Genomic DNA, 26,718 nt, shown 5'->3' on the forward strand with positions numbered 1-26,718 from the left:
CAAACCGCATAAACAAGCGCGAAATCCGGATTTCCCTGCGGACCGCATCACGGGCAAGACTCGAAGGCTTTCGACAACCCAGCCTTCTTCTCTTCGGATGCCCGGCACTTCTCACTCCCCGCGCCAGCTTCGCCTCGGCTTCTTCAGCCGCCTGCTCGACGACGCGACAGCCGCCGAGCGCTACCGTCTCGCCGCTGCGCAGATCGCCCACGCCGAGGCCTTCGGCTTCGATTCGGCCTGGGTGGCGCAGCACCACTTTCACGAACACGAGGGAGGGCTGCCGTCGCCGTTCGTCTTCCTGGCCTATGTGGCCTCGCGCACGAAGCGCATTCGCCTGGGCACGGGCATCGTCACGCTGCCGCTGGAAAACGCCGTGCGCGTGGCGGAGGATGCGGTCGTGCTGGATCTGCTCTCGCAAGGCCGGCTCGAGGTGGGCGTGGGAACCGGCGGCACGCCCGAATCTTTCGCGGCCTTCGGGCTGGATGGCAACGACCGTTCGGCCATCTTCGCGAGACAGCTTGCCGCGGTGCGCGCAGCGTGGGCCGGCAAGCCGCTGCAGGGCGGCGACACGCTGTACCCCGCGGGCTCGCCGCTGCTGGACCGCATCTGGCAGGCCACGTTCTCGGTGAGCGGCGGCACACGAGCGGGGGAGGCTGGCGACGGCCTGATGCTCTCGCGCACGCAGCCGCGTCCTGAGCACGCGCCCGACGCGTCGCTCGCCGACATTCAGAACCCGATCGTCGATGCCTACCTTGCTGCATTGCCGCCCGGCAGCACGCCGCGCATCGTGGGTTCGCGCAGCGTCTTCGTCGCGGAGACCCGCAAGGAGGCGCTGCGCCTGGCCGACATCGGTCTGCGCCGCTCGGCGGCCCGCTTCGCTGCTTCGGGACAGATCGGCCTCGCTGACCGCGCCGGCCCTGATGCCCCGCTCGAACAATTGATCGCCGCGTACGACGTGCACGTTGGATCGCCCGACGACGTGATCGCCTCTCTGCGCGCCGACAGAACGCTCGCACGCGTGACCGACCTGGTCTGCCAGGTGCACTCCGTCGATCCGCCGCACGAGGCGATCCTGCGCTCCATCGAACTGACCGCCACCGTGGTCGCGCCGGCCCTCGGCTGGGCGCGCGATGCGAGCGTGTCGGACCTTCAATCCCTTGCACTTCTATAGGCTGGATTTCATGAACGCCACCGCTTCTTCTTCTGCGTCTGCTGTGCCTGATGTCATCGACCGGCTCGTCGGCATCGAGCCGGGCAGCCACCTCGACCAGATCCGCGTGCAGCGCGAGCAGGCGCGTACCCATGCGCAGCAGAGTTATCTCTCGCTGTTCGCGCCGACGCCGCCCGTGTTCGGGCATTTCGAAATCGCAGACCGGTTCGCCGTTGCGGCCTTCGTCGCCGGACTGCACGGGCGGGCCGATGTGGCGCGCTTCTATGCCGATGCGCTGGCGGGGCAGGGCGCTCGCGCCGGGGTGGCGGAGGCCATCGCCATCGAAACGAAGCGGGGTTCCACGCAAGGGCCGTACGGGCGCTATCCCGCAGGCCCGCTCAGCGCCGAAGATGCCCCTGGCCCTTCGTATGCGGTGGGCGCCGCGCAGCGTCCGGTGCTTGGCGAGCGGCTTTCGGCCGGCCTCGTGCATGCGCACCTGCTGGTCTTTCATCCACGCGACGCGAGCCCGGCCGCGCTGCAGTCGCTGCTCGATGCGGGGTGGTCGAGCACCGAGATCGTGACCCTGTCGCAGCTCGTGGCCTTCCTGGCATTCCAGATCCGTGTCGTCACCGGCCTCAGGGCGCTGGCGCAACGCCCCGTCACCCTTGTCGATTGACCCGAGGAACACCATGACTGCCGAATCGGTCCTGAGCCATCCCCACAACACGCATCCGAATGCCTTCACGCAGGCGCAGCTCGAATGGCTGCCCTGGCTCGAACCGCTGCCCGAGACTGAACTGACCGAGCGGCATTTCGCAGGGCTGGTGGACGCATCGCGCGCCAAGTCGCCGTACTTCCGCCTGCTGGCGCGCGACCCGGACATATTGGGCGCGCGCACCCGCACCGACAAGGACATCTTCTACAACCCCGAAGCCGGCCTGCCGCGCGCCGAGCGCGAACTCTCGGCCGCTGCGGCCTCGCGCTACAACGGCTGCATCTACTGCGCCTCGGTGCATGCGCGCTTCGCCTCGCATTTCTCGCAGCGCACGGACGATGTGCAGCGCCTGCTGGACGAAGGCGTGAAGGCCGACCTGGGCGAGCGCTGGAATGCGATCGTGGCGGCCTCGGTCGCGTTGTCGGCTACGCCATCTGCGTTTGGCGCGGAGCACATCGAGCAGCTGCGTGCGCAAGGCCTGGACGACCTCGCGATTGCCGACGTCATCCACGGCGCGGCGTTCTTCAACTGGGCCAACCGGCTGATGCTGTCGCTGGGCGAGCCGCAGGAGCGTGGAGGAGATTGAGTCACGCCAACAAGCTCAGGAGCCAGTTGAAGAATTGACCAATGGCGACCATTGCCGCCCATAAAGCCCGGAGTGCGTCCAGCAAGTTCACCGCCCTGCAATGCAACAGATGCGCTGTTTCAGCGAGGACCAAAACCTGGCCCCGACCCGCCATGGCCGCCATGTCCAAAAAATGCAGCCAGGAAAGTCGCAGCGATGATGCCGGTGGCTACGGCCACGAGCACATATTGACCGTCGACATAGCGCCAGGCGTAGCCCTGTGGAGGCGCATAGAGACCTCTGGACTGCCAGTCGCTCACGACATACACCTCGCCTTGATACCCGGGCGGCAGGGGCGAGCCAGGTGCCAGGACCACATTGGTGGAAACGGGAGTTGGCGCGACCACGCAGCCGCCGAGAGTGGATGCCGCAACGATGGCGGCCATGGAGACCGCGGTAAGTTTCTGGGTGATGTATCGCATGTTGGTTGAGCTCCTTTGAACAACGGAGGCTCAGCCTATGCCACCACTTGGGCCGAAATTTGGAGATGGGATGAGAGGTGCCGGTTGACCGGTCTCCCGGAGGGGATTGAAGGTCGAGTTGCAGGCCGCGACAAAGCCCCGATGTCTGTTCCCAGCCCCAACGCGGCGAACCTCACAGTCACTATCTACAAACGCACGTTGAATTGATTTCGTTGGTTTTCCAGCTCGGTCCGACGTACTTCTCTCCCTCCAGAACTCCGACAAGTGGCTTGCACTGAGCAGTGCAAGCGTTGCGGCGCTTTTCACCAGCTCGATCCGGGGAGACTCCGAAATAGAGAAGAACTCCGACCCAAACTACCGCCACGCTGCTGAACACAACGAGTCTTCGCCACTTCACAAAAAAATCTCTCATGGATGACTTGCTAGGACTGTAGCGACGGGACTCACGACGAGGTTGGAGGAAGAGGGCCTTAATCTACTTCTTCGACGCGAATCACGGCCGCGTGAGCATTGTTGTGCGGCAGAGCAAGGTCTAGGAGATCAAAAGATCCGAATCGTCATTGACCATGGAGACCATGAAGCCCCAGCACACTGCGGCAAGAATCTCCACGAGCCCGATAGGCTGCCAAACAATACCTCGTCTGCCGCGCAGATCTTGAAGACCCAGTTCTCGCAGCGCGAAGGCATGACCATGCATCGCAGCTTCTTTCAGGACTTCATAGGACCGCTGAAGATCGCGTGAAACGCCTTTGCCATGAGCCAACGAATAGCCGACACGAAACATCGAGGGCAGATGTCGCTTTTCTGCGCCCATCGCATAGAAGCGATGGGCCTTCGCATGTTCGCCAGCTCGCGTCAACCAACGGGCGAAGTAGAAGCAGCCCAGCGGATGCCCGTGAACTGCTGCTCGCTCGTAGTAGGCAGCAGCTTGGCTCTCGTCTTTCTCGCAGCCAACCCCTTGAGACAACATCCAGGCGACAAAAACCTGGCTTTCGACATGCCCTTCGTCTGCCTGCACTTGATAGAGATCAAAGGCCAGATAAAGCAGGCCGTCCGTGTATGCCTTGCGGGCGGCGACCAGTTTTTCTTCGCGGTCTGCATGCATGCGTTCAGGGCCTTGTCTCATCGAGTCGCTTCGGCAACCGGTCCGCAAACAGTTCTACGGCCGGCATCTGCAGATGCATTGGCCGACTTTGTCGGGCACACAGATCGTGCCGCAATGACCGGAACAAGCGTAACGACATGCTCAATGAGGCAATCAAAAGTCCTTTTCTGGTTTCTGTGATTGCTCCTCGAAAGGATTACTTTGGCCTCCTTGAGACCTTGTCGAAGGCCTCGAGGTCGCGCCTCACAGGACGGCAGGTATCGTTTTACAGAACTCCCGCACAGACTCCACGTTGGTTTCGATGGGGGCGCGCACACTGCCTCTCGACAGTGGTTCGGCGCTGGTAGAGGCCAGGGAGAAAAAAGCCGCTCAGGGAAACCGCCTCGATGCCGACCGCTGTCACTTTTCCTCTCATACTCAGGCGCTGCCCCTGCGATAGATGATGCGTCGGTGCCGACCTCTTCCATGCCGCTTGGATAATGCGGTCTTTGTGTCAGCAGCAAAGCAAGAATGAGTGCCGCGGATTTCCTTTTCTCTCCCGAAGTACAGAAGCTCCTCACGGTCCTGTACGCGGCGCCCGATCAACAGTTCTCGACGAGTGAGCTTGCGCGGCGGGCGAAGCTGGAGGAGGCCGAGACCGCCCTCACCGTGGAGCATCTCGTCCGCAGCGGCATCGTGAAGCGGCTGGCGGCGAAGGCAGACCAGGGCGATACCGTTCAGGTCGATCGCTCGTTCGTCTTTCACAACGAACTGCGGAACATCGCATTGAAATCGTTCGCCGCGGCAGAGCCGATCCGCGCCATGCTGCGTTCCAAGTTCAAGGACTCGGTCGTGCGCGCGTTCGTTCTGGGAGAGGACGCGCAAGGCACTGTGGAACTGCTGGTCGTGCATGGTCGGCTGGTCCCTGACGAAGCCACCATGACGACAGCTTGTCAGAAGTTGTCGAAGACCATGGGCCGCCACCTCAAGGTGCACGTCATCCCGATCAACAGGCTCAATGGCATGTCGCCGCGCGACCCGTTGTCTTCGAAGCTCTCCGCGACCACCGTGCATGAGGTCGTCGCGCTCGGAGATACCAAGGCGGCACTGCCTGTCGAACGGGGCAGTCTTTTGCAGGCGGCCAGGAAGAAGCTCGCTACGCTGGCCAGACCATCCGCGCGATAGGCTTCGGCGATGCGAGCCGTGCTCAGCGTGCGGCCGACAGCCGACGAAACATGGTTCGCCCCGTGTTCCGGAAAGCGGGGCGAATCCGCGAGCTCCAAGGCGTTGCACGCACGGCCAGCCACTCGGGGCTGCCCAGGGTCTCGGCGCCCGCGAGGTCGTAGCAGGCGTAGTAGCGCGGCGAGCCTGCGGTGTCGATGTACCGGGCCGCCCGGATGGTCCCCGGCACGGCGGCCAGTCCGGGCAGGTGTTCCTGCGCGTACCAGGCGTTGAGGTCGTCCTCGAACTCGGGAAGCACGTCCGTTTCCACAACATAGTGGTGCGAAGCAACCTGGCCGGCCGACGCGCCCTGTACCTCCTGCAAGCAGGCGAGCCGTTTCCACTCGCCGGCAACCCCCTGGGGCGTGAGCACCGGCGGCGTGCTCCCTGCCGCGTAGAAATAGACCCAAGTGCCATTCATTGCCTGCCATGGCTGAACTCCAGGCAGCAGCGTGCGGACCGGCGCGAGCGGCTGTTCGGCCATGGATGTGTCGGACTTGAGAAGCCATAGATCCTGCATTCCGGGCTCCTCGTTCAATGCGCGACGTTCAGGGCAACGAGCAGGCGCGACACCATGTTGTAGGCCGCCACTGTCGCCACGACTTCCACCACGCCCTTGGGGTCGAAGTGCTGCTGGATCCGGCCCATGAGCTCTTCCGGAACCACGACCTGGCGGGTCATGGCATCCGTGAGTTCGAGCACCAGGCGCTCCAGCGGCGCGAACACGCCGGGCAGCACCTCTTGCCGGACGGCGTCGATCTTCTCCGCGCTGACGCCTGCCTTCTGTGCATGCGGCACGTGCGCGTCGTACTCGAAGCTGGCGCCGTTGAGCACGGCGACCCGAAGGATCATCAGTTCGCGAAGATCGGCGGGTACGCCAGTCTGGTTGCGAACCGCCGTGAGCATGCGCTCCCAGCCCGAGGCGATCGGTTCGCTGTTGAGGAGCACCTGATAGAGCAGCGACACGCGACCGCGCTGCGCCATGATGCGGGACTCGATCTCGGCCAGCTCGGGGCGTGTGCCGGGCTGTACGAGGGGTACGCGGACAGGGGTGGTCGTCATCACTCGGCCTTGATGTTCTTGGTGTGGATCAGCTTCGCCCACTTCTCGGTGTCCCGCTTCTGGATGGTCGCCAGTTCCTGGGGCGTGGACCCGGCAGGCTCCGTGCCCGTCTTCAGCAACTTCTCGCGCACGCCCGGGTTGGCCAGCGTGTTACGCACCGCCTTGCTGAGCGCCTCGACGATCTCGGGCGGCGTCTTCGCGGGCGCAAACAGCGCATACCAGTTGTTGGTGTCGACGCCCCGGATGCCTTGCTCCTCCAGTGTCTTCACGTCCGGCAAAGAAGGGTGCCGCTTGTTCGAAGCCACACCCAGCGCCTTGAGCCGTCCGCCTTGCAGATGTCCAAGCAGCCCGGGCACGTCGCCGAAGAATCCGCCGATCTGGCCTCCCATCAGGTCCGTGATGGCCGGCGCTGCACCCTTGTAGGGGACATGAAGCAGCCTGGCGCCGCTCGAATCGGCCAGCTGCTCGATTGCCAGATGCGGAATGCTGCCCGTGCCGGAGGAGCCCATCGGTGTCGCTTCGGCGCGCTTCTTCGTTGCTGCCACGAAATCGGCCGCGTCCTTGGCCGGGTTGCTCTGCTGGGTCACCAGCAGTTCGACGTTGTTGACGACCAGCGAGACCGGCGCGAAGTCGCGCTGCATGTCGTAGGGGAGCTTCTCGTACAGCGAAGAATTGATCGCAGCCGCGCCGACGCTGGTGAACCACAGCGTGCCGCCGTCCGGGGCCGACTTCATGACATCGACGGCGCCGATCGCGCCGTTGGCGCCAGGTTTGTTGTCGACGATGACCGTGCGGCCCAGCTCCTTGCCGAGCTGTTCGGAGAGGATGCGGGCGACCGAGTCGACAGGTCCCCCGGAGGTGAAGGAAACGACGATCCGCGTCGTCTTCGGCTGTGCATGGACAGCGGGCGCCAGCGCCATGGCAAATGCTGCCGCGAGCAGGATGCGTTGGATGGTCATGAATGTCTCCGTCTTTTTTTTGGGTAACTCGAATCTCAGTCGCAGCGCGCGGTCATGCCACCGTCGACGATCAGTTCGGTGCCGGTGATGAATCGTGCCTCGTCGCTGGCCAGGAACAGTACCGCGCTCGCGGTGTCCCGGCCGTCGCCCATGAAGCCGAGTGGAATGCGTTTCTGGCGCTGGGCCAGCAGTGCGTCGACGTCGCCGCCTGCGCGCTGCTTCGCCAGGCGTGTTTCGACCATTGGCGTGTGCAGCTGTCCCGGCACGACGCTGTTGACCCGGACACCCTTGGCCGCGTGCTGGACCGCGATCACGCGCGACATCTGGATGACGCCGGCCTTGGTCGCGGCGTACGCCACCTGTGCACTGCCGGTCCAGCGCAGGCCGGAAGTCGAAGAGATGTTGACGATCGAACCCGCGCCCTTCGCCAGCATCGTGGGAAGTACATGCTTGCAGGTCAGGAACACGCTCTTGAGGTTGGTGTCGACCTGCAGATCCCATGCTTCTTCGGCCAACTCCACCGGCCCGCCCGCCGCGGACCCTCCCACGTTGTTGACGAGGACGTCGATGGTCCCGTACGCGTCCAGGCACGCGGCCGCCATGGCCGCCACGCTCTCGCTGTTCGTGACGTCGCAGACCCATGGCGTGATCGACGCGCGGACGTCACCGGCCAGCTCGAGCGTCTCGTCGAGCCGGGCGCGATCGCGATCGACCGCCAGGACCCTGGCGCCCTCCTGGGCGAGGCGCACGGCGATGGCGCGGCCATTGCCCCAGCCGGCGCCGACGCAACCGGCGCCGGTCACGATGGCGATCTTGTTCTCGAATCGGAGGCTCATGGCCTGTCTCCAAACTGATAGAGGCGTTCCGGATTGCCGACCAGCAGCGCATGGCGCGCAGATTCCGTGGGGGCGATCTCGGCAATGAGGTCGACAAGTTGCTGCTCGTCGGGAATGGGGCCGGCGTGGTTCGGGTGCGGCCAATCGTTGCCCCATACGACCCGGTCGCCGAACTCGGCGACCAGCGTTCGGGCAAAGGGCTGGGCGTCGGCGTAGGGTGGGCCCAGCCGCGTGATGCGGTCCATGCCGCTCACCTTGACCCAGAAGCGCTCGTCCGCCATCAGCCGCAGCAGCGCCTGGAAGTCCGGCTGGTCAAGACCCAACGCCGCATCGATGCGCCCGATGTGGTCGATGACCACCGGCGTGGGCGAGCGACGCAGTGCGGGCGCCAGGTCCGTGAGCAGCGCGGGATCGCCGTGAATCTGCAGATGCCAGCCAAGCGGCGCGAAGCGGCCCGCCAACGACAGGATCCCCTCCATGTCCGCGTGCCGGCCGAGGTGGCCCATGAAGTTGAAGCGGACGCCACGAAAGCCTGCGGCGTGGAGCCGCTCGAGTTCTGAGTCGTCGACGTCGGTCGGCAGCAGGGAGATCGCGCGGTAGCTCGAGGGCCGCGACGCAACGGCGTCCTCGGCGGCGCGGTTGTCGAAGCCGTGGCAGGTCGACTGCACGACCACGCAGCGTTGCAGGCCGAGGCGGTCGTTCAGCGCATACAGGGCTTCCTTGGGCGCATCTGTTTCGGGAATGGAGGCGGCGTCCGGGGCGTAAGGAAAGCGCGCGCCGGGCCCGAACACATGACAGTGGGCGTTGCAGGCGCCTGGGGGAAGGGGGAAGGTCATGCAGGCAGTTTCCCCATCGATAGCCACCGGCGTAAGGACAACATGCCTATATCAGCTATGCTGAATTCCTATGGAATTGCGCCAGCTTCTGTATTTCGTCACCGTGGTCGATGCGGGGAGCTTCAGCCGCGGCGCGGTAGCGCTCAACCTCGCGCAGCCCAGCTTGAGCAGGCAGATCGCCTTGCTGGAGGCAGATCTCGGGCAACGCTTGCTGGTGAGAACCGGACGCGGCGTGACCACGACGGATGCAGGCGCTGCGCTGCTCGTTCACGCACGCGCGATGCTGGACATCTCCCGCCGTGCCCGCGACGAATTGCAGGAACTGGATGAGAGTCCCGGCGGCCGTATCGTGGTCGGCATGCCGCCGCGGGTGGCCCTGGGCTTGAGCACGCCCCTGATCCAGCAGTTCCGGGAGAGGTTTCCGCGCGCAGTCATCACCATCCTCGAAGGCCTGAGCGTCTCGCTGCGCGAATCCCTGATCGCGGGGCGGCTGGATCTGGCGTTGCTGTTCGATCCCGCCGCTTCGCCCCAGCTGAGCTTTCAGCCCTTGATGCGCGAAAAGCTATTGCTGGTCGCGCCGCCCAAGAGCAAGCTGCCGGCTCGCGTCGGACTGGCGGCACTCGCGAACTACCCGATGGTGTTGCCCAGCGCGCCAAACGCAATCCGGCACCTGCTCGACTCCGTCCTTGGCCCGCGTCGCATCGAGCTCCAGGTGCTTGCGGAGGTGGGAGCTGTCCACACCGTGCTTGCGCTCGTTGCAACCGGGGTCGGGTGCACGATTCTTCCGGAGAGTGCCCTCGGCGCACCCGGCGGCGAGGCATTGCCGCGGGCGCCGATCGGGCCGCCCAGCATCTGGAATGCATTGGTGCTTGCGACACCGACCGCGCGTCCGGCCACCCGTCTTGTCCGCGGCACGGCAGAAGTTCTTCAGGAGCTGGATTTCCGGCGTCGCGAGACGGATCCGGGAGATATCTATCGCTTGTCGAAATAGGGAATGAAGACATCGTTGGCGGATACGCCTACTTGCTTCACCCAATCCAGCGAAAAACGTTCCCCGAGACGCTTGACGTCTCGGCCGAACAAATAGGAAGGTGATTCGATCTTCATGCCGCTTCGCTTCAACTCTTCCAGGGACTGAGCGGCAACCGATGCGCTGTTGGACCATCCGCGAAGTTCTGCCGCTGCGCTCGCGTTCTTCAATGCCTCGCGCAATGGGGCGCCAATGGCGTCCCATGCCTTCTTGTTGGCAAACACAATGTTCTTGGGAAAGAACGCATTGATTTCGTAGAAGTAGTGCATGGACTGCCATGCACGGCTTTCCACTCCAGTTACGGCGGACGTCATCATGCAGTCGATGCGTCCATCAGCGAGTGCCTTGTTGAGTTCTGTAGCTGGAACATCGACGGCTTCGGTGCCCATGAGCGTTGCGATCTTTGCAGTGTTTGCGTTGAACGTGCGCATTCGCATGCCACGCATGTCCCCCAATCCGCCAAGCGGTCGGGTCGAGTACAAGCCTTGCGGTGGCCACGGCACGGCATACAGAACCTCCAGTCCCCGGCTTGCGAAGGCTTTCTCGATCAGGGGGCGCTGAATTCGCCAGAGCCGAAGTGCATCGGCATAGCTGTCGGTGATGAATGGAACCGAATCTGCGCCCGCGATCGGAAGGTCGGCGACAAGACTGCTCATGATGACTTCGCCAGCTTCGACTTTTCCATCCTGCACGGCGGATTGGATGGCATTCAGCGCATACAGGGAGTTCTTGGGATAGACGTCGATATGAAGCTGCCCCTGCGTCGCGAGCTCAACATCCTTGGCCATTGCGATGAGATTGGCCGTGTGAAAGTTCTCCAGCGGGTATCCCGTTGCAATCCGCCAAACAGTTGCACCGCGTACGGAGGAAAGAGCCCCCGCGCCGCACGCCAGCAGGGTAAAGGTACGACGAGTGACTCGATGGTTCATGAATGGCCTCGGTTGATGCTGCGAAGGGGGGGTCACATGCCCAGATACACGCGACGTACTTCGGGGTTGTCGCGCACCTCGGCTGCCTTGCCTGACAGCATCAGCCGGCCTGTCTGCAGCACGTAGGCACGCTCCGCGATCTCCAGGCTTTCAGCCAGGCGCTGCTCGACCAGAAGCACAGTCACGCCAGCCTTGCGAATCGTCAGGACCGCCTCGAAGATTTCGTCGACCAGCTTGGGCATGATTCCTTGCGAGGGTTCATCAAGCATCAGAAGACGCGGCCGCGTCATCAAGGCGCGGCCGATGGCCAGCATCTGCTGCTCGCCACCCGACAGCGTCTCCGCCCGTTGCTTCAGGCGCTCCTTCAAGCGCGGAAACAGCGTGAACACCTGGGCCAGCGGTGCGTCGCGGTCTGCCTTCTTGCGATGCAGGTAGCTGCCCAGGCGCAGGTTGTCTTCCACCGACAGGCGCGGAAACAGCCGCCGGCTCTCGGGAACGAACGCCAGCCCGCGCGCGGCGATCTGGTGGCCGGGCAGGGCATCGATGGCCTCGCCGGCGAAGCGGACCTGGCCCGACTGCGTCTTGACCAGCCCGGCAATCGACTGGAGCAGGGTCGACTTGCCGGCACCGTTGGCACCGGCGACGACGACGATCTCGCCTTCGTTCACGGACACCGAAATATCGGCGATGGCGACCATGCCGGCGTAGGCCGTTGTCAGGCCATTGACTTCAAGCAGCATGGCGTGTTCCAAGGTAGGCGGAGATCACCGCCGGGTCGCGCACGACGTCGGCGGGGCTGCCGCTGGCAAGGACGGTGCCCAGGTTGAGGACGATGGCGCGGTCGACCAGCGGCATCACGATCTGCATCACGTGCTCGACCATGACGACGGTGATGCCCGCGTCGCGCACGCGCCGGATCAGCTCGACGCCCATTTGCGCCTCGCTCGGCGTGAGGCCCGTGAGCACTTCGTCGAGCAGCAGCAGCTTGGGTTCGGTGGCCAGCGCCCGTGCAACCTCCAGGCGGCGCTTCTCGGGTGGCGTGAGTTCGCCGGTGAGGGTGCCGGCCGTGCGCGAGAGGCCGGTGAAGTCGAGCACCTGCAGTGCGGCCAGGCGAGCCGCCTTCGACGAGGCGTGGCGCACGAAGCCGCCGACCATCACGTTCTCCAGCACCGTCATGGAATCGAAGGAGCGCGGGACCTGGTAGGTGCGCGCAATGCCGAGCGCGCAGCGGCGCGTGGCCGGCAGTTCGGTGATGTCGCGGCCGTCGAAGCGGATGCTGCCCGAGGTCGGCAGATAGGCGCCGGCGATCAGGTTGAACAGGGTCGACTTGCCCGCGCCATTGGGCCCGATCAGCCCGAGGATCTCGCCCCGGTGCACGCGGATGCTCACGTCACGGTTCGCGACGAGGCCGCCGAAGCGGCGCGTGACGTCGATGGTCTCCAGAAGAATGTCGATGCTCATCGTGCAGCCTCCCGGATCCGGGTCTTCCTGGCGAACAGCTTGATCAGCCCTTCGGGCTTGAGCAGCGCCACAGCCATGACGAGGCCGCCGTACAGCATCAGGTCGAGGCCGCCGCCGGAGCCGCCGACGTAGCTGCGTGTGAACTCCGACAGCGGCACGAGGATCGCAGCGCCGAGGATCGGCCCCCACAGCGTGCCGATGCCGCCGAGCACCACGGGCAACACCATCAGCAGCGAGAACCGGAAGTGCATCACGCTGTCGGGATCGACGTAGGACACGAAGGCCGCATAGAAACCGCCGCCAATCGCGGTGAAGAAGGCCGACAGCGCGGCGGCCGCCATCTTGGACCGGAACACGGTCACGCCGAGGCTTTCGGCAGCTTCGGGGTGGTCCTTCACGGCGCGCCACCAGTAGCCCCATTTCGAGCCTTCGATGAAGAAGGTCAGCAGCCAGGTCACGACGAGCAGCCCGAGCGCGAAGAAGATGTAGGGCGTCTTGTCTCGCGCAAACTGCAGCGTGGCCCAGCTGTCAGGGCCGAAGGGCCATTGGATGCCCGTGGCGCCGCCGAGCCAGTCCCAGTTGTGGACGATCAGCAGCCCCATCTCGGCAATCACCAGGGTCGCGATCGAGAAGTAGTGGCCCTTCAGCCGGAAGGTGCCGTAGCCGAGCGCCAGGGCCAGCAACACCGCCAGCCCGCCACCGGCGAGCATGCCGAACCAGGGCAGCACGCCGTAGCTCACATAGAGCTTGCTGACCGCATACGCACCAACGCCGAAGTACAGCGCGTGGCCGAGCGAGATCTGGCCGCAGTAGCCGCCGAGGATGTTCCAGCTCTGCGCAAGGGCGGCGTACATCAGCGTCAGCACGATCACGTTGCGCAGGTAGGCGTTCTTCACCAGCAGGGGCAGCAGGGCGATGAGTGCGAACACCACCACCGCCTCGATGAGCTGGCGGCGCCGATGCCGGGTGACGCCGGCCAGCAAAGAAGACGAAGAAGACGAAGAAGACGGCACGGCCGCAGGGGAAGATGGGATGGACATCAAAGCTTCCCGAACAGCCCCTGCGGGCGAAGAAAGATGACGACCAGATAGAGCGCGTAGATGCCCATCGATTTCATGGCCGGCGGCAGGATGTTGGCAGTGAGGGCTTCGACCAGCCCGACGACGATGCCCGCGACGAGCGCGCCGAACACGCTGCCGAAGCCGCCGAGCGCGACAGTGATGTAGGCGATGGTCGCAAAGCCTGCGCCCACCTGGGGATGAATGGCGTACGAGGTCGCGAGCACAGCGCCTGCCACGCCGACCAGCGCCGCACCCAGGCCCCAGCCGAGCGCGAACACGCGGTTGCTGTCGATGCCGACCAGCGCGACCGCGCCCTTGTCCTCGCGCGTGGCCTCCAGCGCCCGGCCGAAGTCGGTGCGCGTCATCATCAGGTACAGGCCGCCGAAGGCGACCAGCGAGATGAGGCCACCGAAGATCTGCGACCAGGGCAGGAAGATGCCGCCGAGATCGAGCGTCTTCGCGCTGAGCCAGGTGTGGTCGACATTGCGGAAGTCCGGCGTGAAGAAGAACTGCGCACCGCCCTGGATCAGCGTCGCCAGGCCGAAGGTGGAGAAGATCTGGACCATGCCCGTGTTGACCTTGGAGCGCATCGCATGCCGCACCACGCCTGCATAGACGCTCGCGCCGACGATGAACATGACGGCCGCCACCAGCGGCAGCGAGAGCACCGGATCGAGGTGCGCGAACACCGCGAAGCCGAAGGTCGCGTACATGGCGAGCATGAGGAACTCGCCGTGGGCGAAGTTCACCACGTCCATCAGCCCGAAGATGAGCGAGAGCCCGGCGGCGATGAGGGCATAGATCAGCCCCATCAGCAAGCCGGTGGCCAGGATCTGCGGCAGGGTGGAGGCGGTCATGGGTTCATCGGCCAGACCGGCGTCGCGGTTGCGACTTCGAACGGAAACACCGTCGAGAACTTGCCTGCCTTGAACTGGATCAGCACGGGGCTGGCAAATGTGTTCTGGCCCGTGGCGTCGAACTTCACGCGCTTCCACGGCATGATGGTTTTCTCGCCGGGAATGTCGGTGGCAACCAACGCTTCGCGGATCTTCTTCGGCTCGACCGATCTGGCGCGGTCTATGGCCTCCGCCAGCACCATCATCGCGGTGAACACCCGCGAGGTCTGGTCGTTGAGGTCGCGTCCGGCGCGCGCCTTGAACATGTCGTTCACGGCCTTCGCCGACGGCCGCTTGTCGCCCATGTCGGCGGAGAAGCTGGCGCGCGAGATCATGCCCTGGAGCTTGTCGCCCACCGATTCGAGCGTGGGCTTCTCGATATAGCCGGCCGCTTGCGTCACGAGGTTCTTCGGCTTGTAGCCGATCGACGCCATCGCATTGGTCAGCAGGATCGCATCGCTGGTGTAGCTGGAGGGCAGCAGGACGTCAGGATTGGCCGTCTTGATCTGCTGTGCCTCGGCGCTCAGCGAGGGCGAGTTGGCGCGGTACTTGATGTCGCAGGCGATCTTGTAGCCCCGCTCGTTGGCCAGCTTGCGCTGCACGGCGGACGAGTCCGTGCCGAAGATGGTGTCTTCGTAGAAGATGCCGACGCTGCCGATCGGCTTGCCCTTGCTCTTCATCGCGTCCATGAAGTCGAACATGGCCTCGCTGAACATCTCGTCATGCGCCGAGGTGCGAAAGAAGTACTTCAGGCCGCGCCGGCTCAGGCTCGGGGAAGACGAGTCGGCGCAGAGATAGGGCACCTCGTAGCGCTCGCAAGTGGCGCTCACCGTGGCGGAGACGGCCGAGTGGAATGCACCCACGATGGTGCAGACGTTTTCCTGCGTGATCAGGCGTTCTGCCTCGGAGCGACCCTTTTGCGGGTCGCCCTGGTGGTCGGCGTAGACCACCCGCACCTTTGCGTTCCCCAGGCCTGCAAGGCCGGCATTCCGGGCACCCGGCAGGTCGAGCGTGCTGGCGGTGTTGATGATTTCAAGTGCGGTGTCGATCGCGTGCTTGCTGTCCACGCCGACCTGCGCGCTGGACCCCGTCAACGGGTAGATCACACCGATGACGACCTCGCCTTTCTGGGCCAGGGCCTGGGTGAAGGCGCCGTTCAATGCCACGGTGCCGGCAATGCCAATGAGGGCTTGTCTGCGTTTCATGAATGAATCTCCGGTACTGCAGGGGTGAATCGGGGAGGAAGCGTGAAGGCGATGAAAAGTCAGAACACCGCGAGGTGGCTGTTGCGGACGTCCGAGACCAGCATCTGCCCAGGCTTGTGGGTGATTGCAAGTTTCGGGCGCGCTGTGCGAATTGCGCGTTGCGGTGTCACGCCGCAAGCCCAGAACACCGGCACTTCGCCGGGCCGGATCTCGGAGCGCTCGCCGTAGTCGGGCTGCTCGATGTTCCGGATGCCGATGGCCGCCGGGTCGCCGAAATGCACCGGCGCGCCGTGCACGCCAGGAAAGCGCGATGTGATCTGGATCGCCCGGATGGCCTGCTGCGGCGTCATCGGCCGCATGCTCACGACCATCGTGCCGCCGAAGCGGCCGCTCGGGACGTTGGCGATGCTGGTGTCGTACATCGGCACCGTGGTGGCCTGCTCGATGTGGCGTATCGGCAGTCCGGCCTCCAGCAAGGCTTCTTCGAAGGACATCGAGCATCCGATGACGAAGCCGACCATGTCGTCGGTCCACAGTTCGCGCAGGTCGAGCACTTCGCCGGCCGGCTCGCCGTCGCGGAAGACGCAGTAGGCCGGTGCATCGGTGCGCAGGTCTACCTCGCCGAGTTCGGGCACGCGCCAGTCGCCGGGCTCGCTGACGCCGATCACCGGGCAGGCCTTCGGATTGAGGCGGCAAAAGCGCAGGAACTCTTCGGAGAATTCGCGCGGCAGGATCGCCAGGTTGCCCTGTGTATAGCCGGGGCTGTGGCCTGCGGTCGGGCCCCTGAAGCGGCCTTCCCGAATCTCGCGGCGCAGATCGTCAGGATTCATCCAGATCGTGGAGTTCATCGGGTTCTCGAGGGAAGTGAGCAAGGAATTTGCTTACTGTAGAAATCGCAGTGAACCGCGTCCATCGAGGAATTTGCGCGGGCACTGTTCAGAGAAATTGAACAGCGCACGCCCCACACCGGGGAATGAGGCTGCAACGTAGTGCGCTCGCGCACTGGATCAGGAGCAAGTGAACACCAAATTCATCGAGACCTTCGTGATGCTGGCCCGCATCTGCAGCGTGCGCCGCGTGGCGGAGCACCTCAATGCCACGCCCGGGACCATCTCGATGCGTGTGCGCAGTCTCGAGGAGGAACTGGGCGTCACGCTGTTCGACTACGACCACAAGACCATGCGCATCACGCCGGATGGCGCGCGCCTGCTGCGCCATGCCGAAGGTGTGCTGGAGGCAACGCGCGCCATCCAGGCTGCTGCGGCCAGCGGCAGCGCGATCGGCGGCCGCATCCGCGTCGGCGTGCTCGAGACGGCCGTGCATACCTGGTTGCCCGACTTCATGAAAGCGATGCGGACCCAACTGCCGCAGGTCGAAGTCGATCTCACGGTCGACCTCACCGTGGATCTGGCCGACCAGTTGATGCGGGGCACCCTGGACTTCATCCTGCGGGTGAGCAACGAGGTCGGCAGCAGTTATTCGGTCATGGAAGACCTGATGTCGTTGCCGATCCACTGGGTCGCCAGGCGCGGGCTCATCCCCAAGCGCGACGCACTGCGCAAGACACTCTCGCACCAGTTGCTGACGCAGGTGCGCGGTACGACACCGCACATCGCCGCGGTCAATCTCGCGCAGCAGCTCGCGGCGCGCCAGGGCATGGCGCAGGGCGATCTGCGCATCTCCGGTTCACCGTCGCTGGCGGCATTGGTGTCGCTGGTGCGGGAAGGCGTCGGTGTCGGCATCATCCCCGGCTTGCTGGTCAGGGAACACATCGAACGCGGCGAGCTCGTGGTGCTGCCGTTGCCCGCGCCACCCTCACTCGGCGTGGCGCTCTCGCACCAGTCCAATGCGACGCCCATCGTGCTGCGCACCGCCGACATCGCGCGACAGGCGTGCAAGGCGTATTGCAGGCGTTGCGGCTCCCAGTGGGTGCAGCACCTCGGCTGACTGGCATACCAAACCTGAAAATACCTTCAACCAACATGCAAGATGCGATGCCGACGATTCCTCCCGGTCGGGCCAGCGGCTCAGCGCACCGTCTCACGGGCTGGCAAATCGAACCGGTGGGCGATCGATGCCTCCTGGTGCGTCTGGGCGATCAGGTCGGTGCAGAGACCAGTCGCACCGTGCAGAACGTCGCTGCATACCTGTCATCGGCAAACCTGCCTGGCGTGTTCGATGTGGTGCCCGCATTCACGACCGTGGCCTTGCACTATCAGCCGCTCGCATTCGCGCGACGCCAGGGGGCGGCGTCCCTTCAGTTGGCACGGCGCATCGAGCGGCTGCTGGGCGGTGATATTCCCACGCTGCCAGTGAACGACCAGGTGATCGACATCCCCGCCTGCTATGGCGGCGAATACGGCCCCGACCTGGAGGATGTGGCCCGGCGCTGCGGCCTGACGGCCGACGAAGTCGTCAGTCTGCATTCCGCGACGCCGATGTCGCTCTACGTCTATTTCTTCTCTCCGGGCAACCCGTTCTTCGGTCCGGTCGATCCCCGGCTGAAGGTCCCGCGCCGCGCGACGCCGCGCCTGCTGGTGGAGGCAGGGTCGGTTGCCATCGCCAACGGCATCACGTCCATCTACCAGACGGCGCTGCCCGGCGGCTGGAACGTGATCGCCCGTACCCCGTGGAGCATGTTCGATGTGACGAAGACCCCGCCAACGCGGATGCAGCCCGGCGCCCGGGTGCGCTTCCATCCGATCTCGCCTTCGCAATTCGCGCAGATGCAGGAGCCCAGGTCATGACCAGGAGCTCGTTCGCGCACATGCAGGTTCTGCAGCCGGGCATGTTCTCGGTGGTGCAGGACCTGGGGCGCCTGGGCCATCAGCACCATGGCGTTCCGGTGACCGGTGCCATGGACGAGTGGTCGCACCGGGCTGCCAACATGCTGGTCGGCAATGCCGACGATGCGGCCGTGCTCGAATGCACGCTGACCGGCCCCGCCGTTCAATTCACCCGGGACACGCTGCTGGCCGTCTGCGGTGCGCAGGTCCGCATCACCGCTGGGGACCGGCCCGTTCCCATGGGTTGTGCCGTGCTGTTGCGCCGCGGCGTGACGCTGGCTTTCGGCGAGCGCAGCAGCGGCGCCCGGATGTACCTGGCGGTGCGCGGCGGCTTCGCGACGACGCCCGTGCTCGGCAGTCGCAGCACGTATCTGCCCGGAAACTTCGGCGGTCACGAGGGGCGGGCGCTACGCAAGAACGACCGGGTGCCGCTCGCTGCGTCGGACCCGGATGCGCCCACGCTGGCGCTCGAGCGCATCCTGGTGCAGAGCGGTCTGCCGTTCGTGGCGGCAGCGCGCGTCGGCACCGAACTGCCGGACGGATCGTCCGAAGGCGTTCGCTTCATACCGGGGCCGCAGTGGAACGCCTTCTCTGCCGAGGCGAGAGAGCGTTTTGTCAGCCAGCCCTTCGCGATCTCGTCGCGCTCCAACCGCATGGGCTACCGACTCGAAGGCCCCGGCCTTCAACTCACGCAGCCGCTGGAGATGATTTCGGAGGCCACGAGTTTCGGCACGGTGCAAGTGCCGCCCGACGGCCAGCCGATCGTGCTGATGGCCGACCGCCAAAGCGCGGGCGGCTATCCCAAGATCGCCTATGTCGCGAGCGCCGACCTCCCGCGCCTGGCCCAGGCGCTTCCGGGCGCGTCCATCCGCTTCACTCCGGTGGCCCAGCATGCGGCCGAGCAGGCATGGCTCGATCTCGAAGACCGGCTGGCGCTGGTGCGGGAAATGGCCGCGCACGCGCTCGCCTGAGCCCGCATCGAGCCGCACGCGCCCACTCACAAGGTACAAGGAAACACTGCCATGCCATCGATCGACATCAACTGCGACATGGGCGAGAGCTTCGGCCCCTGGGTCATGGGGCAGGACCTCGAGATCCTCCCGCACGTGACCTCCGCGAACATCGCCTGCGGCTTTCATGCGAGCGACCCCGACACCATGCTGAAGACCGTGCGTGCGGCCATTGCCAGCGGCGTGGCGCTGGGCGCCCATCCCGGTCTGCCGGACCGCCAGGGCTTCGGACGACGCGCGATGGACATGTCGCCGGCCGAGGTCTACGCGCTGGTGATCTACCAGGTCGGCGCGCTGCAGGGCTTTGCACGGTCCCAGGGCGCATCGCTGCACCACGTGAAGACCCACGGCGCTCTCTACAACATGACCGTGCGGCAGCCGGCGCTCGCCGAAGCGGTGGCGCAGGCGGTGTTCGATTTCGATCCGACGCTGCAGCTCTTCGTGGCGAACAGGAACATGGCCCAGGCCGCGCGCGACAAGGGCCTGGCGGTGTGCTCCGAGGTCTTCGCAGACCGTAGCTACCAGGACGACGGCACATTGACGCCGCGCTCGCAGCCGGGCGCCATGATCGAAGACGTCGAGCAGGCCATCGCACAGGTGCGGCGCATGGTGCTCGAGGGTGTCGTTCGCTCCGTGAACGGCGTGGACGTGCCGGTGACCGCCGACACCCTTTGCCTTCACGGCGACCAGCCCGGCGCCGTCGTGTTTGCCCTGCGAATCCGCGAGGCGTTGCTGGCCGACGGCATTGCCATCGCGCGGACCTGAGCGTTTTCCACTGCACGCCCTTGCTGTGGTCGGCGCGGCCTGCCTGGTCCCGCCTGGAGGTTCAGGCACCGGCTCGCGGACAGCAGGCGCAAACGCCACTCTGCCGGAGTCGCCGATAGCTCGAACCGTCGCTCTGCGCCGCAGCATGCCTCAACTTTTCGCCGCTTCGCTGCCCACCCAGTGAAGCGGGCACGCTCAGCACGCGGCCGGACTCCGACCCGCATGCAGGGCAGGGCGCTGGCCGATCGAACAGGGCCATCGGCCGCCGTTCGACGAATGGTCCGCAGCGCGGGCAGGCGTAGTCGTAGGTGGGCACGGAGCTACCAGCCGCCCGATTCACCACGCGCCACATAGCGGCCGCTGCCGGTCTTGCCGAGCCATCGGTCGCCGTCGACGATGAGTTCGCCGCGCAACAGCACCTTCTTCACCTGCCCCGTCACGCCCCGGCCTTCGAACAGCGTGAAATCGCAGTTGCCGTGCTGCGTCTTCGCCGAGATGACGTGCGGCGCATCGGGGTCGAAGATCACCAGGTCGGCATCGCTGCCGACGGCGATCGTGCCCTTTTGCGGAAACAGTCCGAACAGCTTCGAGGGCGCCGTGGACACCAGCTCGACGAAGCGGTTGAGCGAGATGCGGCCGGCGCGCACGCCGCCGTCGTAGAGCGTCGCCATGCGTGTTTCCACGCCGGGTACGCCGTTGGGGATCTTCGAGAAATCATTGCGGCCGTACGGCTTCTGGTTCACGCGCCCCAGGTGCCCTTCCTTCATGCAGAAGGGGCAATGGTCGGTCGAGACCAGCTGCAGGTCGTCGGTGCGCAGTGCGGTCCACAAGGCCTGCTGCGACTCCTTGGAGCGAAGCGGCGGACTCATCACGTAGCGCGCCAGGTCGAAGTCTTCGCTGTCGTAGGCGCTGTCGTCGAAGAACAGGTAGTGCGGACAGGTTTCGGCAAACACCGGCACCCCCATGTCCCGGGCCTCGACCACATGCTTGAGCGCTTCCCTGGCCGAGAGATGGACGAAGTACACGGGCGCGTCGGCGAGCTCGGCGAGCTTGATGCCGCGATGCGTGGCTTCGCCCTCCATGATCGCCGGCCGTGTGAGCGCGTGGTACTTGGGTGCGGTGTGCCCCTGCGCGAGCGCCTCCTTGATGAGGAGTTCGATGATGGTCCCGTTCTCGGCGTGCAGGGCGATCATGCCGCCGTGCTGCCCGACCATGCGCATGGCCTGGAAGATGGCCGCGTCGTCGACCATCACCGAACCCGGGTAGGCCATGAACATCTTGAAGCTCGAAACCCCCTCATGCCGGATCGCGTGCTGCATGTCGGCCAGCACCTGGTCGTCCACGCCGGTCACGATGACATGGAAGCCGTAGTCGATGCAGGCCCCGTCGGCGCCCTTCGCGCGGGCCCGCTCGATGGCCTCGAGCACGCTCACGCCCTTGCGCTGGAAGGCGAAGTCCACGATCGTCGTGGTGCCCCCGAAAGCGGCCGAACGCGTGCCCGACTCGAAGCTGTCGCAGGTGGTCGAGTCGCCGAAGGTGTTGTCCATGTGGGTGTGGCAATCCACCCCGCCGGGCAGCACCAGCATGCCGGCGGCGTCGATGACCTCGACGTCGGCTCCGACATCGAGTGCGCGGCCAATGGCGACGATGCAGCCATCGTCGATCAGCAGGTCGGCGGTGTAGTCGTCCACGGCCGTGACGATGCGGCCGTTGCGGATGATCTTGCGGGTCATGGGCGGGGCTCTCCTTGGTCGGCTCGGTTCAGGCGTGCACGCCGGCCTCGGCCAGCGCACGTTCCAGTGCCGCGACTTCATCGCGCGGCAGCGGTCCTATCGGGGGGCGCATGGCGTCGCTCGGAAAGCGGCCCAGCAGCTTGAGGCAGGTCTTCAGGCGCGCCGTGGCATATCCGCCGGGCGCGGTGCCGTAGATCGCCTTGGCGAGCGGGTAGATGCGGTCGTTGAAGTTGCGTGCCTGCGCGAGGTCGCCACGCTTGATCGCAAGGTCGAGGTCGATCACCAGTTCGGGAACGACCGCGGCCAGGCTCACCAGGCTGCCTTCGCTGCCGATCGCGAAGCAGGTCAGCAGATGCTCGTCGCCCGAGGCCATCATGGCGACGTGCGGCGCCACCCGCTTCACCAGGCGGCGGTTGGCCTCGTAGGCTGCCGCCTCCCAGCTTCCTTCTTTCACGCCGACCACATGCGGCATCTGGGCGAGCTCTGCCAGCACCTCGGGACGATAGGCGAGGGTGCCTGCATTGACGCCGGCCTGGTAGAGCATCAGGGGCATCTGCGCGTTGGCATTGGCAATCCGGTGGTGCGTTACCGCCATGCGCGAGTCCTGCGAGAGTGCCCACGAGAACGGCGGGAAGACCAGCGCGGCATCGGCCCGGGCCGCCTTGGCGTCGTCGACATGGCGCTGGGCCTCGAAGCTGTCTTCGGCATTGATGCCGCACACCAGCAGCGATCGTTCGCCGCAAACCTCGAATGCGATCTCGGTCACCCGGCGCTTCTCCTCGCGCGAGAGCGAGAAGTTCTCGCCGGCATGGCCGTTGATCAGCAGGCCCTTCATGCCCGGCACAAAGGCGTTGGCCTCGAGATGACGCGCCAGCGTCGCTTCGTCGATGCGGCCGTCGTCGAGCAGCGGGCACAGGGTGGCGGCATAGATGCCGTGGAAAGCGTCGGATTGTTGGGGAATCATGGGAACGGGTTATCAAGTGCTGGGCATCGGCATGCCCAACAGGCGGGCGGGATCGAAAAGAGGCAGTTCGGGCTGCTGCCCGAGGATGTGCTGGGCCATGATCCGGCCCATGAACGGACCGCTGGTGTAGCCCGAGTGGGCGCTGCCGACCACGTAGGCCCGCGGCACGCCGGGCACGTCGCCGATGATCGGCATGGCGTCGGCCGTCTCGGCCTCAAGGCCGAGCCAGATGCGCGCGATGCGGGCCTCGGCCAAAGCGGGGAGGGCATAGGCCGCCAGGCGCATGTTGCCCACGAGATTCTGCGGACGGGCCTCGACGCCACCGCGCTCGCGGTCGCCTTCGCCCTGCCAGCCACCGCCGATCAGCACGGTGCCGTTGGCGAACTGCTTGAGCGACAACAACCCGTTGGCGACGCTGAGCACGGTGCGCATCACCGGTCGCACGCGCTCGGTAATGATGAGCTGGTTGATCAGCACCTTGATCGGGATCTGCACGCCGAGCCAGGCGAGCATGTTCTCGATCCACACCCCGCCCGCGAGGACCACGCGCGTCGCCTGCAAGGGCAGCCGGCTCGCCGCGGCGCCAAAGCGGATTACGTGGCCCGCGTCCCCGGAGTCGATGCCTTCGACAGGCGTGTTCTCGATCACGTCGACGCCGGCGGCCGTGAGTGCATGGCGGAAGGCGCGGCCCGTGAGATAGGCGCTTGCGAAGCCATCGATGTCGCAATAGCCTGCCTTCAGCAGGCCGGGATGCACGCCGGGCTCGATCTCTCTCGCGCGCGCCGGCGAAATGACTTCGATCGGCGCACCGTATTCGCGGCGCGCCTTGGCGCGCAGCTCGACCAGTTCGCACTCGGCCTCGGTAAAGGCCAGCGTGAGGCCCGGCACATGGGTCGCGAGCACGCTCATGCCCAGCCATTTCTCGGCGTCCATCCACATTTGCCAGGCGCGCATTGCATAGGGCACCAGCGCGGCGCGTGTCATGTGCAGCGTCAGCGTGCCGGCGTTGACGCCGGATGCCTCGCGGCACAGGGGCCCGCGATCGACCAGTGCGACTCGCATGCCGCCTTGCGCGAGATGCAGCGCAGTCGAGCAGCCCATGACGCCGCCACCGATCACGACCGCGTCGTATGCGGCCGAGGAGCGCACGTTGCCGCTCACAGCGGCGCCGCCTTCGGGATCGGGATGTCGGCATAGGTGTAGTTGCCGGCCACCTCGGCGAGCGAGACCGGACGCAGCGGGGCCCGGCCCGTGAAGCAGCCCACGGCTTCGCGGCTGCCCGCGTGAGCAGCGAGCAGGGCGCCCGCGATGTCCCCGCAGGTACGGCCCTGGCAGGGGCCCATGCCGCAGCGTGTCCAGGCCTTGAGCTGGTTCATGTCGCGGGCGCCATCGCGCGCGGCGGCATCGATCTCGGCTCGGGTCACGTCTTCGCAGCGGCAGACCACCGTGTCGGGCGCAATGCTCGCGACGGCGCCTTCGCGCAGTGCCATCAGACCCGCCATCGCGCGCCCGAAGCGGGCGGGCTTGTGCCATTGCGCGAGCAGTCGATCGCGCTCGCGCGAGTGGGCCTCGGCCGTCAATCGGCCCAGATCGTGGGCGCAGGCCACGGCAGCAAGCTCGCCGTGGGCGCCGGCTGCGGCGGCACCGGCAATGCCAGCCCCGTCGCCCGCGACGTACAGACCGGAGACGGAGGTGCGGCCCTGCGCATCGGTCTCGGCAATCCAGCCGCCACGCGCCGCTTCGTAGCGGTGGCGCGCGCGCAGCAGCCGGGTGACGTCGGTGCCGGGCACAAGGCCGTGCCCCACCGCGACGGCGTCCGCCTCGAAAGCCACAGGCGCGGCATGCGCAACGGGCGCACCGGTCATGTCGACCTGCCGCGCGTGAACGCGGAATCCGTCGCCGAGCGCTTCGACTGACGCGATGCCGTGGCGATAGAGCAGCGGCACACGCGCCTTGCGCAGGAGCGCCTTCCATTGCACGCCTTGCCACAGCAGATCGGGCCGGCCTGCCAGCGAAGGCAAGGTCTGCAGCCAATCGGCCCGGCTGGCCTGGTCCAGCACGGCAGCGACCTCGCCGCCGGCCTTGAGGATGCCACTGGCCACAGCCAGCAGCAGGGGGCCGCTGCCTGCCACCACCGTGCGGCGCCCGGGCAGCATGTTCTGGGACTTGAGGAGGATCGTGGCGGCGGCCAGGCCGATGACGCCGGGCAGGGTCCAGCCGGCGAAGGGAACGACCCGCTCGGTCGTGCCCGTTGCCACGAGCAATGCACGCGGCTGCCAGCTCGTCACGCCCTGGGGGCCGATAAGGTCGGTGCGAAGGCTGCTGCCCACGTTCCACACCTTGTGGCCGAACAGGCATCGGATGCCGGATCGGCTCAGTTCGGCACGCAGGGCGTCGCCCTGTACGGCTTCGGCCGAGGGCCGAATGCCCGCCGCCCGCGTGAAGCCCGGGGGCAGGGGACGCCACACCTGTCCTCCCGCGTCGGAGTTCTCATCGACCAGCAGGACGTCGAGGCCGCAGGCCTGCGCGCGTAGCGCGGCGCGTGCGCCGGCCGGTCCGGCGCCGATCACCAGCAGATCGATGGGGGAAGGGGGCGCTTCAGCCAAGACGCTGCTCCCGGTAGTCGAGCGATTCGATCTCCAGGCCCGCCGCCGCCGGCACCTGGCAGGCCGGTAGCTTGCGCCCGCCCACCCATACGAGGCATTCCTGGCAGGAGCCCATGAGGCAGAACATTCCGCGCGGTGCGTTGTCGCGCGGACTGCGCCGGAGTTCGCGCTGTCCTGCGGCAAACAGCGCCGCCGCGACGCTCTCGCCCTCGAACGCGTCGACCGTACAGCCGTCGGCCATGAAACGCACCGCAGGTCCGCGCTGCACTGCCTGGTCGGCGCGCAGCGATGGCATCGCAGGAGTTGAGCTTTTCGTCATGAGAGGAAGTGACGGAATGAACGGGTAAACGCGAACTGGAAGCTTGGACTGGACCGCTCGAAGTTTATTGTATACATTCAATATATATATCTTATATTTTTTGAAGACAAAATGCGATCTGGCATTCGTCTTGCATCCGTTTTTCCCGACATCCGGGCCGCTTCGGCGACTGGTTCGACCTTCACCCTCTAGGAGTTTTTCTCGATGAAGCAGATAAGGAACACCATCCGCCGCACCCTCCTGGTTGCCGGATCACTCGCGCTGGGTTCGGCGCTGATGGGCCTGCCGGCCGTGAGCTCGGCCCGCACGCTCGATGAAATCGTGGCCAGCAAGAAGCTCGTGATCGGCGTCAATCCGACCTTGCCTCCGCTGGGCATCTTCAATGACAAGAATGAAATCGACGGCTTCGATGTGGACATCGCGCGCAAGCTCGGCGAACTGCTGGGCGTCAAGACCGAGATCGTGCAGGTCGGCTCGCCCGACCGCATTCCCTTCGTGAGCAGCGGCAAGATCGATGCGGTGCTCGGCGCCATGACGATCACGGCCGAGCGCCAGAAGGTGATCGACTTCACCGTGCCGCTGCACACCGAGGTGCTGGGCGTGCTGACCACCAAGGCCAAACCCTACAAGGACTGGATGGAGCTCAACGACCCGGCAGTGAGACTGGTCGAGGTGCGCGGCGCCACGCCCGTGAAGCTGGTACAGGAAAAGCTGCCCAAGGCGCAACTGCTGCTGCTCGACAACTACCCCGATGCGGTGCGCGCCATTGCCCAGGGCCGGGCCGATGCAATGATTGACGTGATGGACTTCATGACCGAGCACACGGCCAAGCACAAGGTCGACTGGCGCATCGTGGACGCACCGATCGAGGTCTACTTCTGCGGCATCGGCGTGCAGAAGGGCAATGACGCCTTGCGCGAGAAACTCAGCGCGGCCGTCAAGGAAATGCACAAGAGCGGCTACGTGGACGAACGCTGGAAGAAGTGGTTCGGCGGCCCGATGCTGCACGATCCGCGCACCGCACCGACCTATAAATAAGGCCG

At 65.7% G+C, this 26,718-nt stretch carries 30 protein-coding genes; 10 read left to right on the plus strand and 20 right to left on the minus strand.

The features are described 5' to 3' along the window. Positions 1–97 precede the first annotated feature (97 nt). From BMW87_RS19890 to BMW87_RS19900, 3 genes are read left to right on the plus strand one after another with little or no spacing between them, the layout of a single operon-like run. Positions 98–1,171, plus strand: coding sequence for a putative FMN-dependent luciferase-like monooxygenase (locus BMW87_RS19890; protein WP_093078166.1), 1,074 nt, complete (start codon positions 98–100; stop codon positions 1,169–1,171). Between the two features lie 10 nt (positions 1,172–1,181). Continuing rightward, positions 1,182–1,826: a CMD domain protein gene (locus BMW87_RS19895; protein ID WP_093078167.1), complete on the plus strand. Its 645-nt coding sequence runs from the start codon at positions 1,182–1,184 to the stop codon at positions 1,824–1,826. Positions 1,827–1,839: 13 nt separating this feature from the next. Then, positions 1,840–2,451, plus strand: coding sequence for an alkylhydroperoxidase domain protein (locus BMW87_RS19900; protein WP_093078169.1), 612 nt, complete (start codon positions 1,840–1,842; stop codon positions 2,449–2,451). A gap of 119 nt (positions 2,452–2,570) precedes the next feature. Here BMW87_RS19900 and BMW87_RS19905 read toward each other — a convergent pair whose 3' ends face one another. Further along, on the minus strand, positions 2,571–2,912 hold the full coding sequence (locus tag BMW87_RS19905; protein ID WP_093078170.1) for an RcnB family protein: 342 nt from the start codon (positions 2,910–2,912) through the stop codon (positions 2,571–2,573). A 532-nt stretch (positions 2,913–3,444) separates the two neighbouring features. Next, complete coding sequence (locus tag BMW87_RS19910; RefSeq protein ID WP_177192813.1) at positions 3,445–4,017, minus strand: tetratricopeptide repeat protein; 573 nt, start codon at positions 4,015–4,017, stop codon at positions 3,445–3,447. A 510-nt stretch (positions 4,018–4,527) separates the two neighbouring features. Here BMW87_RS19910 and BMW87_RS19915 point away from each other — a divergent pair. Further along, positions 4,528–5,181 (plus strand): hypothetical protein, encoded by a 654-nt coding sequence (locus BMW87_RS19915; protein WP_093078173.1) that lies wholly within the window; start codon positions 4,528–4,530, stop codon positions 5,179–5,181. 22 nt (positions 5,182–5,203) lie between these two features. Here the strand turns inward: BMW87_RS19915 and BMW87_RS19920 are convergent, their stop codons facing one another. From BMW87_RS19920 to BMW87_RS19940, 5 genes are read right to left on the minus strand one after another with little or no spacing between them, the layout of a single operon-like run. Next, on the minus strand, positions 5,204–5,737 hold the full coding sequence (locus BMW87_RS19920) for a DUF4286 family protein (RefSeq protein ID WP_093078175.1): 534 nt from the start codon (positions 5,735–5,737) through the stop codon (positions 5,204–5,206). A 14-nt stretch (positions 5,738–5,751) separates the two neighbouring features. Beyond that, complete coding sequence (locus BMW87_RS19925) at positions 5,752–6,279, minus strand: carboxymuconolactone decarboxylase family protein (protein WP_093078176.1); 528 nt, start codon at positions 6,277–6,279, stop codon at positions 5,752–5,754. Continuing rightward, a complete protein-coding gene (locus BMW87_RS19930; RefSeq protein ID WP_093051989.1) occupies positions 6,279–7,238 on the minus strand; it encodes a Bug family tripartite tricarboxylate transporter substrate binding protein in 960 nt (319 codons plus the stop codon). The genes BMW87_RS19925 and BMW87_RS19930 overlap by 1 nt, the downstream gene beginning before the upstream one ends. A gap of 35 nt (positions 7,239–7,273) precedes the next feature. After that, positions 7,274–8,074, minus strand: a complete 801-nt coding sequence (locus BMW87_RS19935) for an SDR family NAD(P)-dependent oxidoreductase (RefSeq protein WP_093078178.1) — start codon at positions 8,072–8,074, stop codon at positions 7,274–7,276. Beyond that, a complete protein-coding gene (locus BMW87_RS19940; RefSeq protein ID WP_093078179.1) occupies positions 8,071–8,910 on the minus strand; it encodes an amidohydrolase family protein in 840 nt (279 codons plus the stop codon). Before BMW87_RS19940 ends, BMW87_RS19935 begins: the two co-directional genes overlap by 4 nt. A gap of 70 nt (positions 8,911–8,980) precedes the next feature. Here BMW87_RS19940 and BMW87_RS19945 point away from each other — a divergent pair, with 70 nt between their 5' ends. Continuing rightward, positions 8,981–9,901, plus strand: coding sequence for a LysR substrate-binding domain-containing protein (locus BMW87_RS19945; RefSeq protein WP_093078181.1), 921 nt, complete (start codon positions 8,981–8,983; stop codon positions 9,899–9,901). On the opposite strand, the gene BMW87_RS19950 is transcribed toward BMW87_RS19945, so the two are convergent. Genes BMW87_RS19950 through BMW87_RS19980 form a run of 7 tightly spaced genes read right to left on the minus strand, consistent with a single transcriptional unit; the run spans position 9,883 to position 16,340 of the window. Then, positions 9,883–10,869 (minus strand): TRAP transporter substrate-binding protein, encoded by a 987-nt coding sequence (locus BMW87_RS19950; protein WP_093078182.1) that lies wholly within the window; start codon positions 10,867–10,869, stop codon positions 9,883–9,885. The genes BMW87_RS19945 and BMW87_RS19950 overlap by 19 nt on opposite strands. A 32-nt stretch (positions 10,870–10,901) precedes the next feature. Continuing rightward, positions 10,902–11,606, minus strand: a complete 705-nt coding sequence (locus BMW87_RS19955; RefSeq protein WP_176928755.1) for an ABC transporter ATP-binding protein — start codon at positions 11,604–11,606, stop codon at positions 10,902–10,904. Next, positions 11,599–12,330, minus strand: coding sequence for an ABC transporter ATP-binding protein (locus BMW87_RS19960; RefSeq protein WP_093078184.1), 732 nt, complete (start codon positions 12,328–12,330; stop codon positions 11,599–11,601). Before BMW87_RS19960 ends, BMW87_RS19955 begins: the two co-directional genes overlap by 8 nt. Continuing rightward, a complete protein-coding gene (locus tag BMW87_RS19965; RefSeq protein ID WP_093078185.1) occupies positions 12,327–13,370 on the minus strand; it encodes a branched-chain amino acid ABC transporter permease in 1,044 nt (347 codons plus the stop codon). The genes BMW87_RS19960 and BMW87_RS19965 overlap by 4 nt, the downstream gene beginning before the upstream one ends. After that, positions 13,370–14,248, minus strand: a complete 879-nt coding sequence (locus BMW87_RS19970; RefSeq protein ID WP_093078187.1) for a branched-chain amino acid ABC transporter permease — start codon at positions 14,246–14,248, stop codon at positions 13,370–13,372. The genes BMW87_RS19965 and BMW87_RS19970 overlap by 1 nt, the downstream gene beginning before the upstream one ends. Continuing rightward, positions 14,245–15,492: an ABC transporter substrate-binding protein gene (locus BMW87_RS19975; protein WP_093078188.1), complete on the minus strand. Its 1,248-nt coding sequence runs from the start codon at positions 15,490–15,492 to the stop codon at positions 14,245–14,247. The genes BMW87_RS19970 and BMW87_RS19975 overlap by 4 nt, the downstream gene beginning before the upstream one ends. Positions 15,493–15,551: 59 nt before the next feature. After that, a complete protein-coding gene (locus tag BMW87_RS19980; protein WP_093051961.1) occupies positions 15,552–16,340 on the minus strand; it encodes a putative hydro-lyase in 789 nt (262 codons plus the stop codon). A gap of 169 nt (positions 16,341–16,509) precedes the next feature. Between BMW87_RS19980 and BMW87_RS19985 the strand changes: the two genes are divergently transcribed. The 4 genes from BMW87_RS19985 to BMW87_RS20000 are packed head-to-tail and all read left to right on the plus strand — an operon-like array spanning position 16,510 to position 20,053. Next, the gene (locus tag BMW87_RS19985; RefSeq protein WP_093078190.1) at positions 16,510–17,439 is read left to right on the plus strand and encodes a LysR family transcriptional regulator; all 930 of its coding nucleotides are present in this window, start codon (positions 16,510–16,512) and stop codon (positions 17,437–17,439) included. A gap of 47 nt (positions 17,440–17,486) precedes the next feature. Beyond that, the gene (gene pxpB / locus BMW87_RS19990) at positions 17,487–18,239 is read left to right on the plus strand and encodes a 5-oxoprolinase subunit PxpB (protein ID WP_093078192.1); all 753 of its coding nucleotides are present in this window, start codon (positions 17,487–17,489) and stop codon (positions 18,237–18,239) included. After that, positions 18,236–19,249: a 5-oxoprolinase subunit C family protein gene (locus BMW87_RS19995; protein WP_256216837.1), complete on the plus strand. Its 1,014-nt coding sequence runs from the start codon at positions 18,236–18,238 to the stop codon at positions 19,247–19,249. Before pxpB ends, BMW87_RS19995 begins: the two co-directional genes overlap by 4 nt. A 51-nt stretch (positions 19,250–19,300) precedes the next feature. After that, the gene (locus BMW87_RS20000; RefSeq protein ID WP_093078193.1) at positions 19,301–20,053 is read left to right on the plus strand and encodes a LamB/YcsF family protein; all 753 of its coding nucleotides are present in this window, start codon (positions 19,301–19,303) and stop codon (positions 20,051–20,053) included. Positions 20,054–20,114: 61 nt separating this feature from the next. Here BMW87_RS20000 and BMW87_RS20005 read toward each other — a convergent pair whose 3' ends face one another. Genes BMW87_RS20005 through BMW87_RS20030 form a run of 6 tightly spaced genes read right to left on the minus strand, consistent with a single transcriptional unit; the run spans position 20,115 to position 25,675 of the window. Further along, on the minus strand, positions 20,115–20,405 hold the full coding sequence (locus tag BMW87_RS20005) for an FmdB family zinc ribbon protein (protein WP_256216838.1): 291 nt from the start codon (positions 20,403–20,405) through the stop codon (positions 20,115–20,117). Then, on the minus strand, positions 20,374–21,786 hold the full coding sequence (gene hydA / locus BMW87_RS20010; RefSeq protein WP_093051948.1) for a dihydropyrimidinase: 1,413 nt from the start codon (positions 21,784–21,786) through the stop codon (positions 20,374–20,376). The genes BMW87_RS20005 and hydA overlap by 32 nt, the downstream gene beginning before the upstream one ends. Positions 21,787–21,814: 28 nt before the next feature. Then, complete coding sequence (locus tag BMW87_RS20015; RefSeq protein WP_093078195.1) at positions 21,815–22,750, minus strand: dihydrodipicolinate synthase family protein; 936 nt, start codon at positions 22,748–22,750, stop codon at positions 21,815–21,817. Positions 22,751–22,762: 12 nt separating this feature from the next. Continuing rightward, positions 22,763–23,911 (minus strand): NAD(P)/FAD-dependent oxidoreductase, encoded by a 1,149-nt coding sequence (locus BMW87_RS20020; RefSeq protein ID WP_093078196.1) that lies wholly within the window; start codon positions 23,909–23,911, stop codon positions 22,763–22,765. Continuing rightward, entirely contained in the window at positions 23,908–25,356 is a 1,449-nt protein-coding gene (locus BMW87_RS20025; protein ID WP_093078198.1) for an FAD/NAD(P)-dependent oxidoreductase, read from the minus strand. Before BMW87_RS20025 ends, BMW87_RS20020 begins: the two co-directional genes overlap by 4 nt. After that, entirely contained in the window at positions 25,349–25,675 is a 327-nt protein-coding gene (locus BMW87_RS20030; RefSeq protein ID WP_093078199.1) for a (2Fe-2S)-binding protein, read from the minus strand. Before BMW87_RS20030 ends, BMW87_RS20025 begins: the two co-directional genes overlap by 8 nt. Before the next feature lie 204 nt (positions 25,676–25,879). On the opposite strand from BMW87_RS20030, the gene BMW87_RS20035 reads away from it, so the two are divergent. Next, positions 25,880–26,713 (plus strand): transporter substrate-binding domain-containing protein, encoded by an 834-nt coding sequence (locus tag BMW87_RS20035; protein ID WP_093078201.1) that lies wholly within the window; start codon positions 25,880–25,882, stop codon positions 26,711–26,713. Positions 26,714–26,718 lie beyond the last annotated feature (5 nt).

It is taken from the genome of Variovorax sp. OV084 (assembly GCF_900111625.1).
GTDB lineage: Bacteria > Pseudomonadota > Gammaproteobacteria > Burkholderiales > Burkholderiaceae_C > Variovorax.

Excerpts from the sequence above, each read along its gene's own strand:
- BMW87_RS19920 (WP_093078175.1), bottom strand. The coding sequence starts at position 5,737 with ATGCAGGATCTATGGCTTCTCAAGTCCGACACATCCATGGCCGAACAG.
- BMW87_RS19915 (WP_093078173.1), top strand. The coding sequence starts at position 4,528 with ATGAGTGCCGCGGATTTCCTTTTCTCTCCCGAAGTACAGAAGCTCCTC.
- BMW87_RS19980 (WP_093051961.1), bottom strand. The coding sequence starts at position 16,340 with ATGAACTCCACGATCTGGATGAATCCTGACGATCTGCGCCGCGAGATT.
- BMW87_RS19890 (WP_093078166.1), top strand. The coding sequence starts at position 98 with ATGCCCGGCACTTCTCACTCCCCGCGCCAGCTTCGCCTCGGCTTCTTC.
- BMW87_RS19930 (WP_093051989.1), bottom strand. The coding sequence starts at position 7,238 with ATGACCATCCAACGCATCCTGCTCGCGGCAGCATTTGCCATGGCGCTG.
- BMW87_RS20000 (WP_093078193.1), top strand. The coding sequence starts at position 19,301 with ATGCCATCGATCGACATCAACTGCGACATGGGCGAGAGCTTCGGCCCC.
- BMW87_RS19950 (WP_093078182.1), bottom strand. The coding sequence starts at position 10,869 with ATGAACCATCGAGTCACTCGTCGTACCTTTACCCTGCTGGCGTGCGGC.
- BMW87_RS20030 (WP_093078199.1), bottom strand. The coding sequence starts at position 25,675 with ATGACGAAAAGCTCAACTCCTGCGATGCCATCGCTGCGCGCCGACCAG.
- BMW87_RS19970 (WP_093078187.1), bottom strand. The coding sequence starts at position 14,248 with ATGACCGCCTCCACCCTGCCGCAGATCCTGGCCACCGGCTTGCTGATG.
- BMW87_RS19925 (WP_093078176.1), bottom strand. The coding sequence starts at position 6,279 with ATGACGACCACCCCTGTCCGCGTACCCCTCGTACAGCCCGGCACACGC.
- BMW87_RS20035 (WP_093078201.1), top strand. The coding sequence starts at position 25,880 with ATGAAGCAGATAAGGAACACCATCCGCCGCACCCTCCTGGTTGCCGGA.
- BMW87_RS19995 (WP_256216837.1), top strand. The coding sequence starts at position 18,236 with ATGACCAGGAGCTCGTTCGCGCACATGCAGGTTCTGCAGCCGGGCATG.
- BMW87_RS19910 (WP_177192813.1), bottom strand. The coding sequence starts at position 4,017 with ATGCATGCAGACCGCGAAGAAAAACTGGTCGCCGCCCGCAAGGCATAC.
- BMW87_RS20015 (WP_093078195.1), bottom strand. The coding sequence starts at position 22,750 with ATGATTCCCCAACAATCCGACGCTTTCCACGGCATCTATGCCGCCACC.
- BMW87_RS19935 (WP_093078178.1), bottom strand. The coding sequence starts at position 8,074 with ATGAGCCTCCGATTCGAGAACAAGATCGCCATCGTGACCGGCGCCGGT.
- BMW87_RS19895 (WP_093078167.1), top strand. The coding sequence starts at position 1,182 with ATGAACGCCACCGCTTCTTCTTCTGCGTCTGCTGTGCCTGATGTCATC.
- BMW87_RS20005 (WP_256216838.1), bottom strand. The coding sequence starts at position 20,405 with ATGTGGCGCGTGGTGAATCGGGCGGCTGGTAGCTCCGTGCCCACCTAC.
- hydA (WP_093051948.1), bottom strand. The coding sequence starts at position 21,786 with ATGACCCGCAAGATCATCCGCAACGGCCGCATCGTCACGGCCGTGGAC.
- BMW87_RS19905 (WP_093078170.1), bottom strand. The coding sequence starts at position 2,912 with ATGCGATACATCACCCAGAAACTTACCGCGGTCTCCATGGCCGCCATC.
- BMW87_RS19945 (WP_093078181.1), top strand. The coding sequence starts at position 8,981 with ATGGAATTGCGCCAGCTTCTGTATTTCGTCACCGTGGTCGATGCGGGG.
- BMW87_RS19940 (WP_093078179.1), bottom strand. The coding sequence starts at position 8,910 with ATGACCTTCCCCCTTCCCCCAGGCGCCTGCAACGCCCACTGTCATGTG.
- BMW87_RS19965 (WP_093078185.1), bottom strand. The coding sequence starts at position 13,370 with ATGTCCATCCCATCTTCCCCTGCGGCCGTGCCGTCTTCTTCGTCTTCT.
- BMW87_RS19960 (WP_093078184.1), bottom strand. The coding sequence starts at position 12,330 with ATGAGCATCGACATTCTTCTGGAGACCATCGACGTCACGCGCCGCTTC.
- BMW87_RS19975 (WP_093078188.1), bottom strand. The coding sequence starts at position 15,492 with ATGAAACGCAGACAAGCCCTCATTGGCATTGCCGGCACCGTGGCATTG.
- pxpB (WP_093078192.1), top strand. The coding sequence starts at position 17,487 with ATGCCGACGATTCCTCCCGGTCGGGCCAGCGGCTCAGCGCACCGTCTC.
- BMW87_RS19900 (WP_093078169.1), top strand. The coding sequence starts at position 1,840 with ATGACTGCCGAATCGGTCCTGAGCCATCCCCACAACACGCATCCGAAT.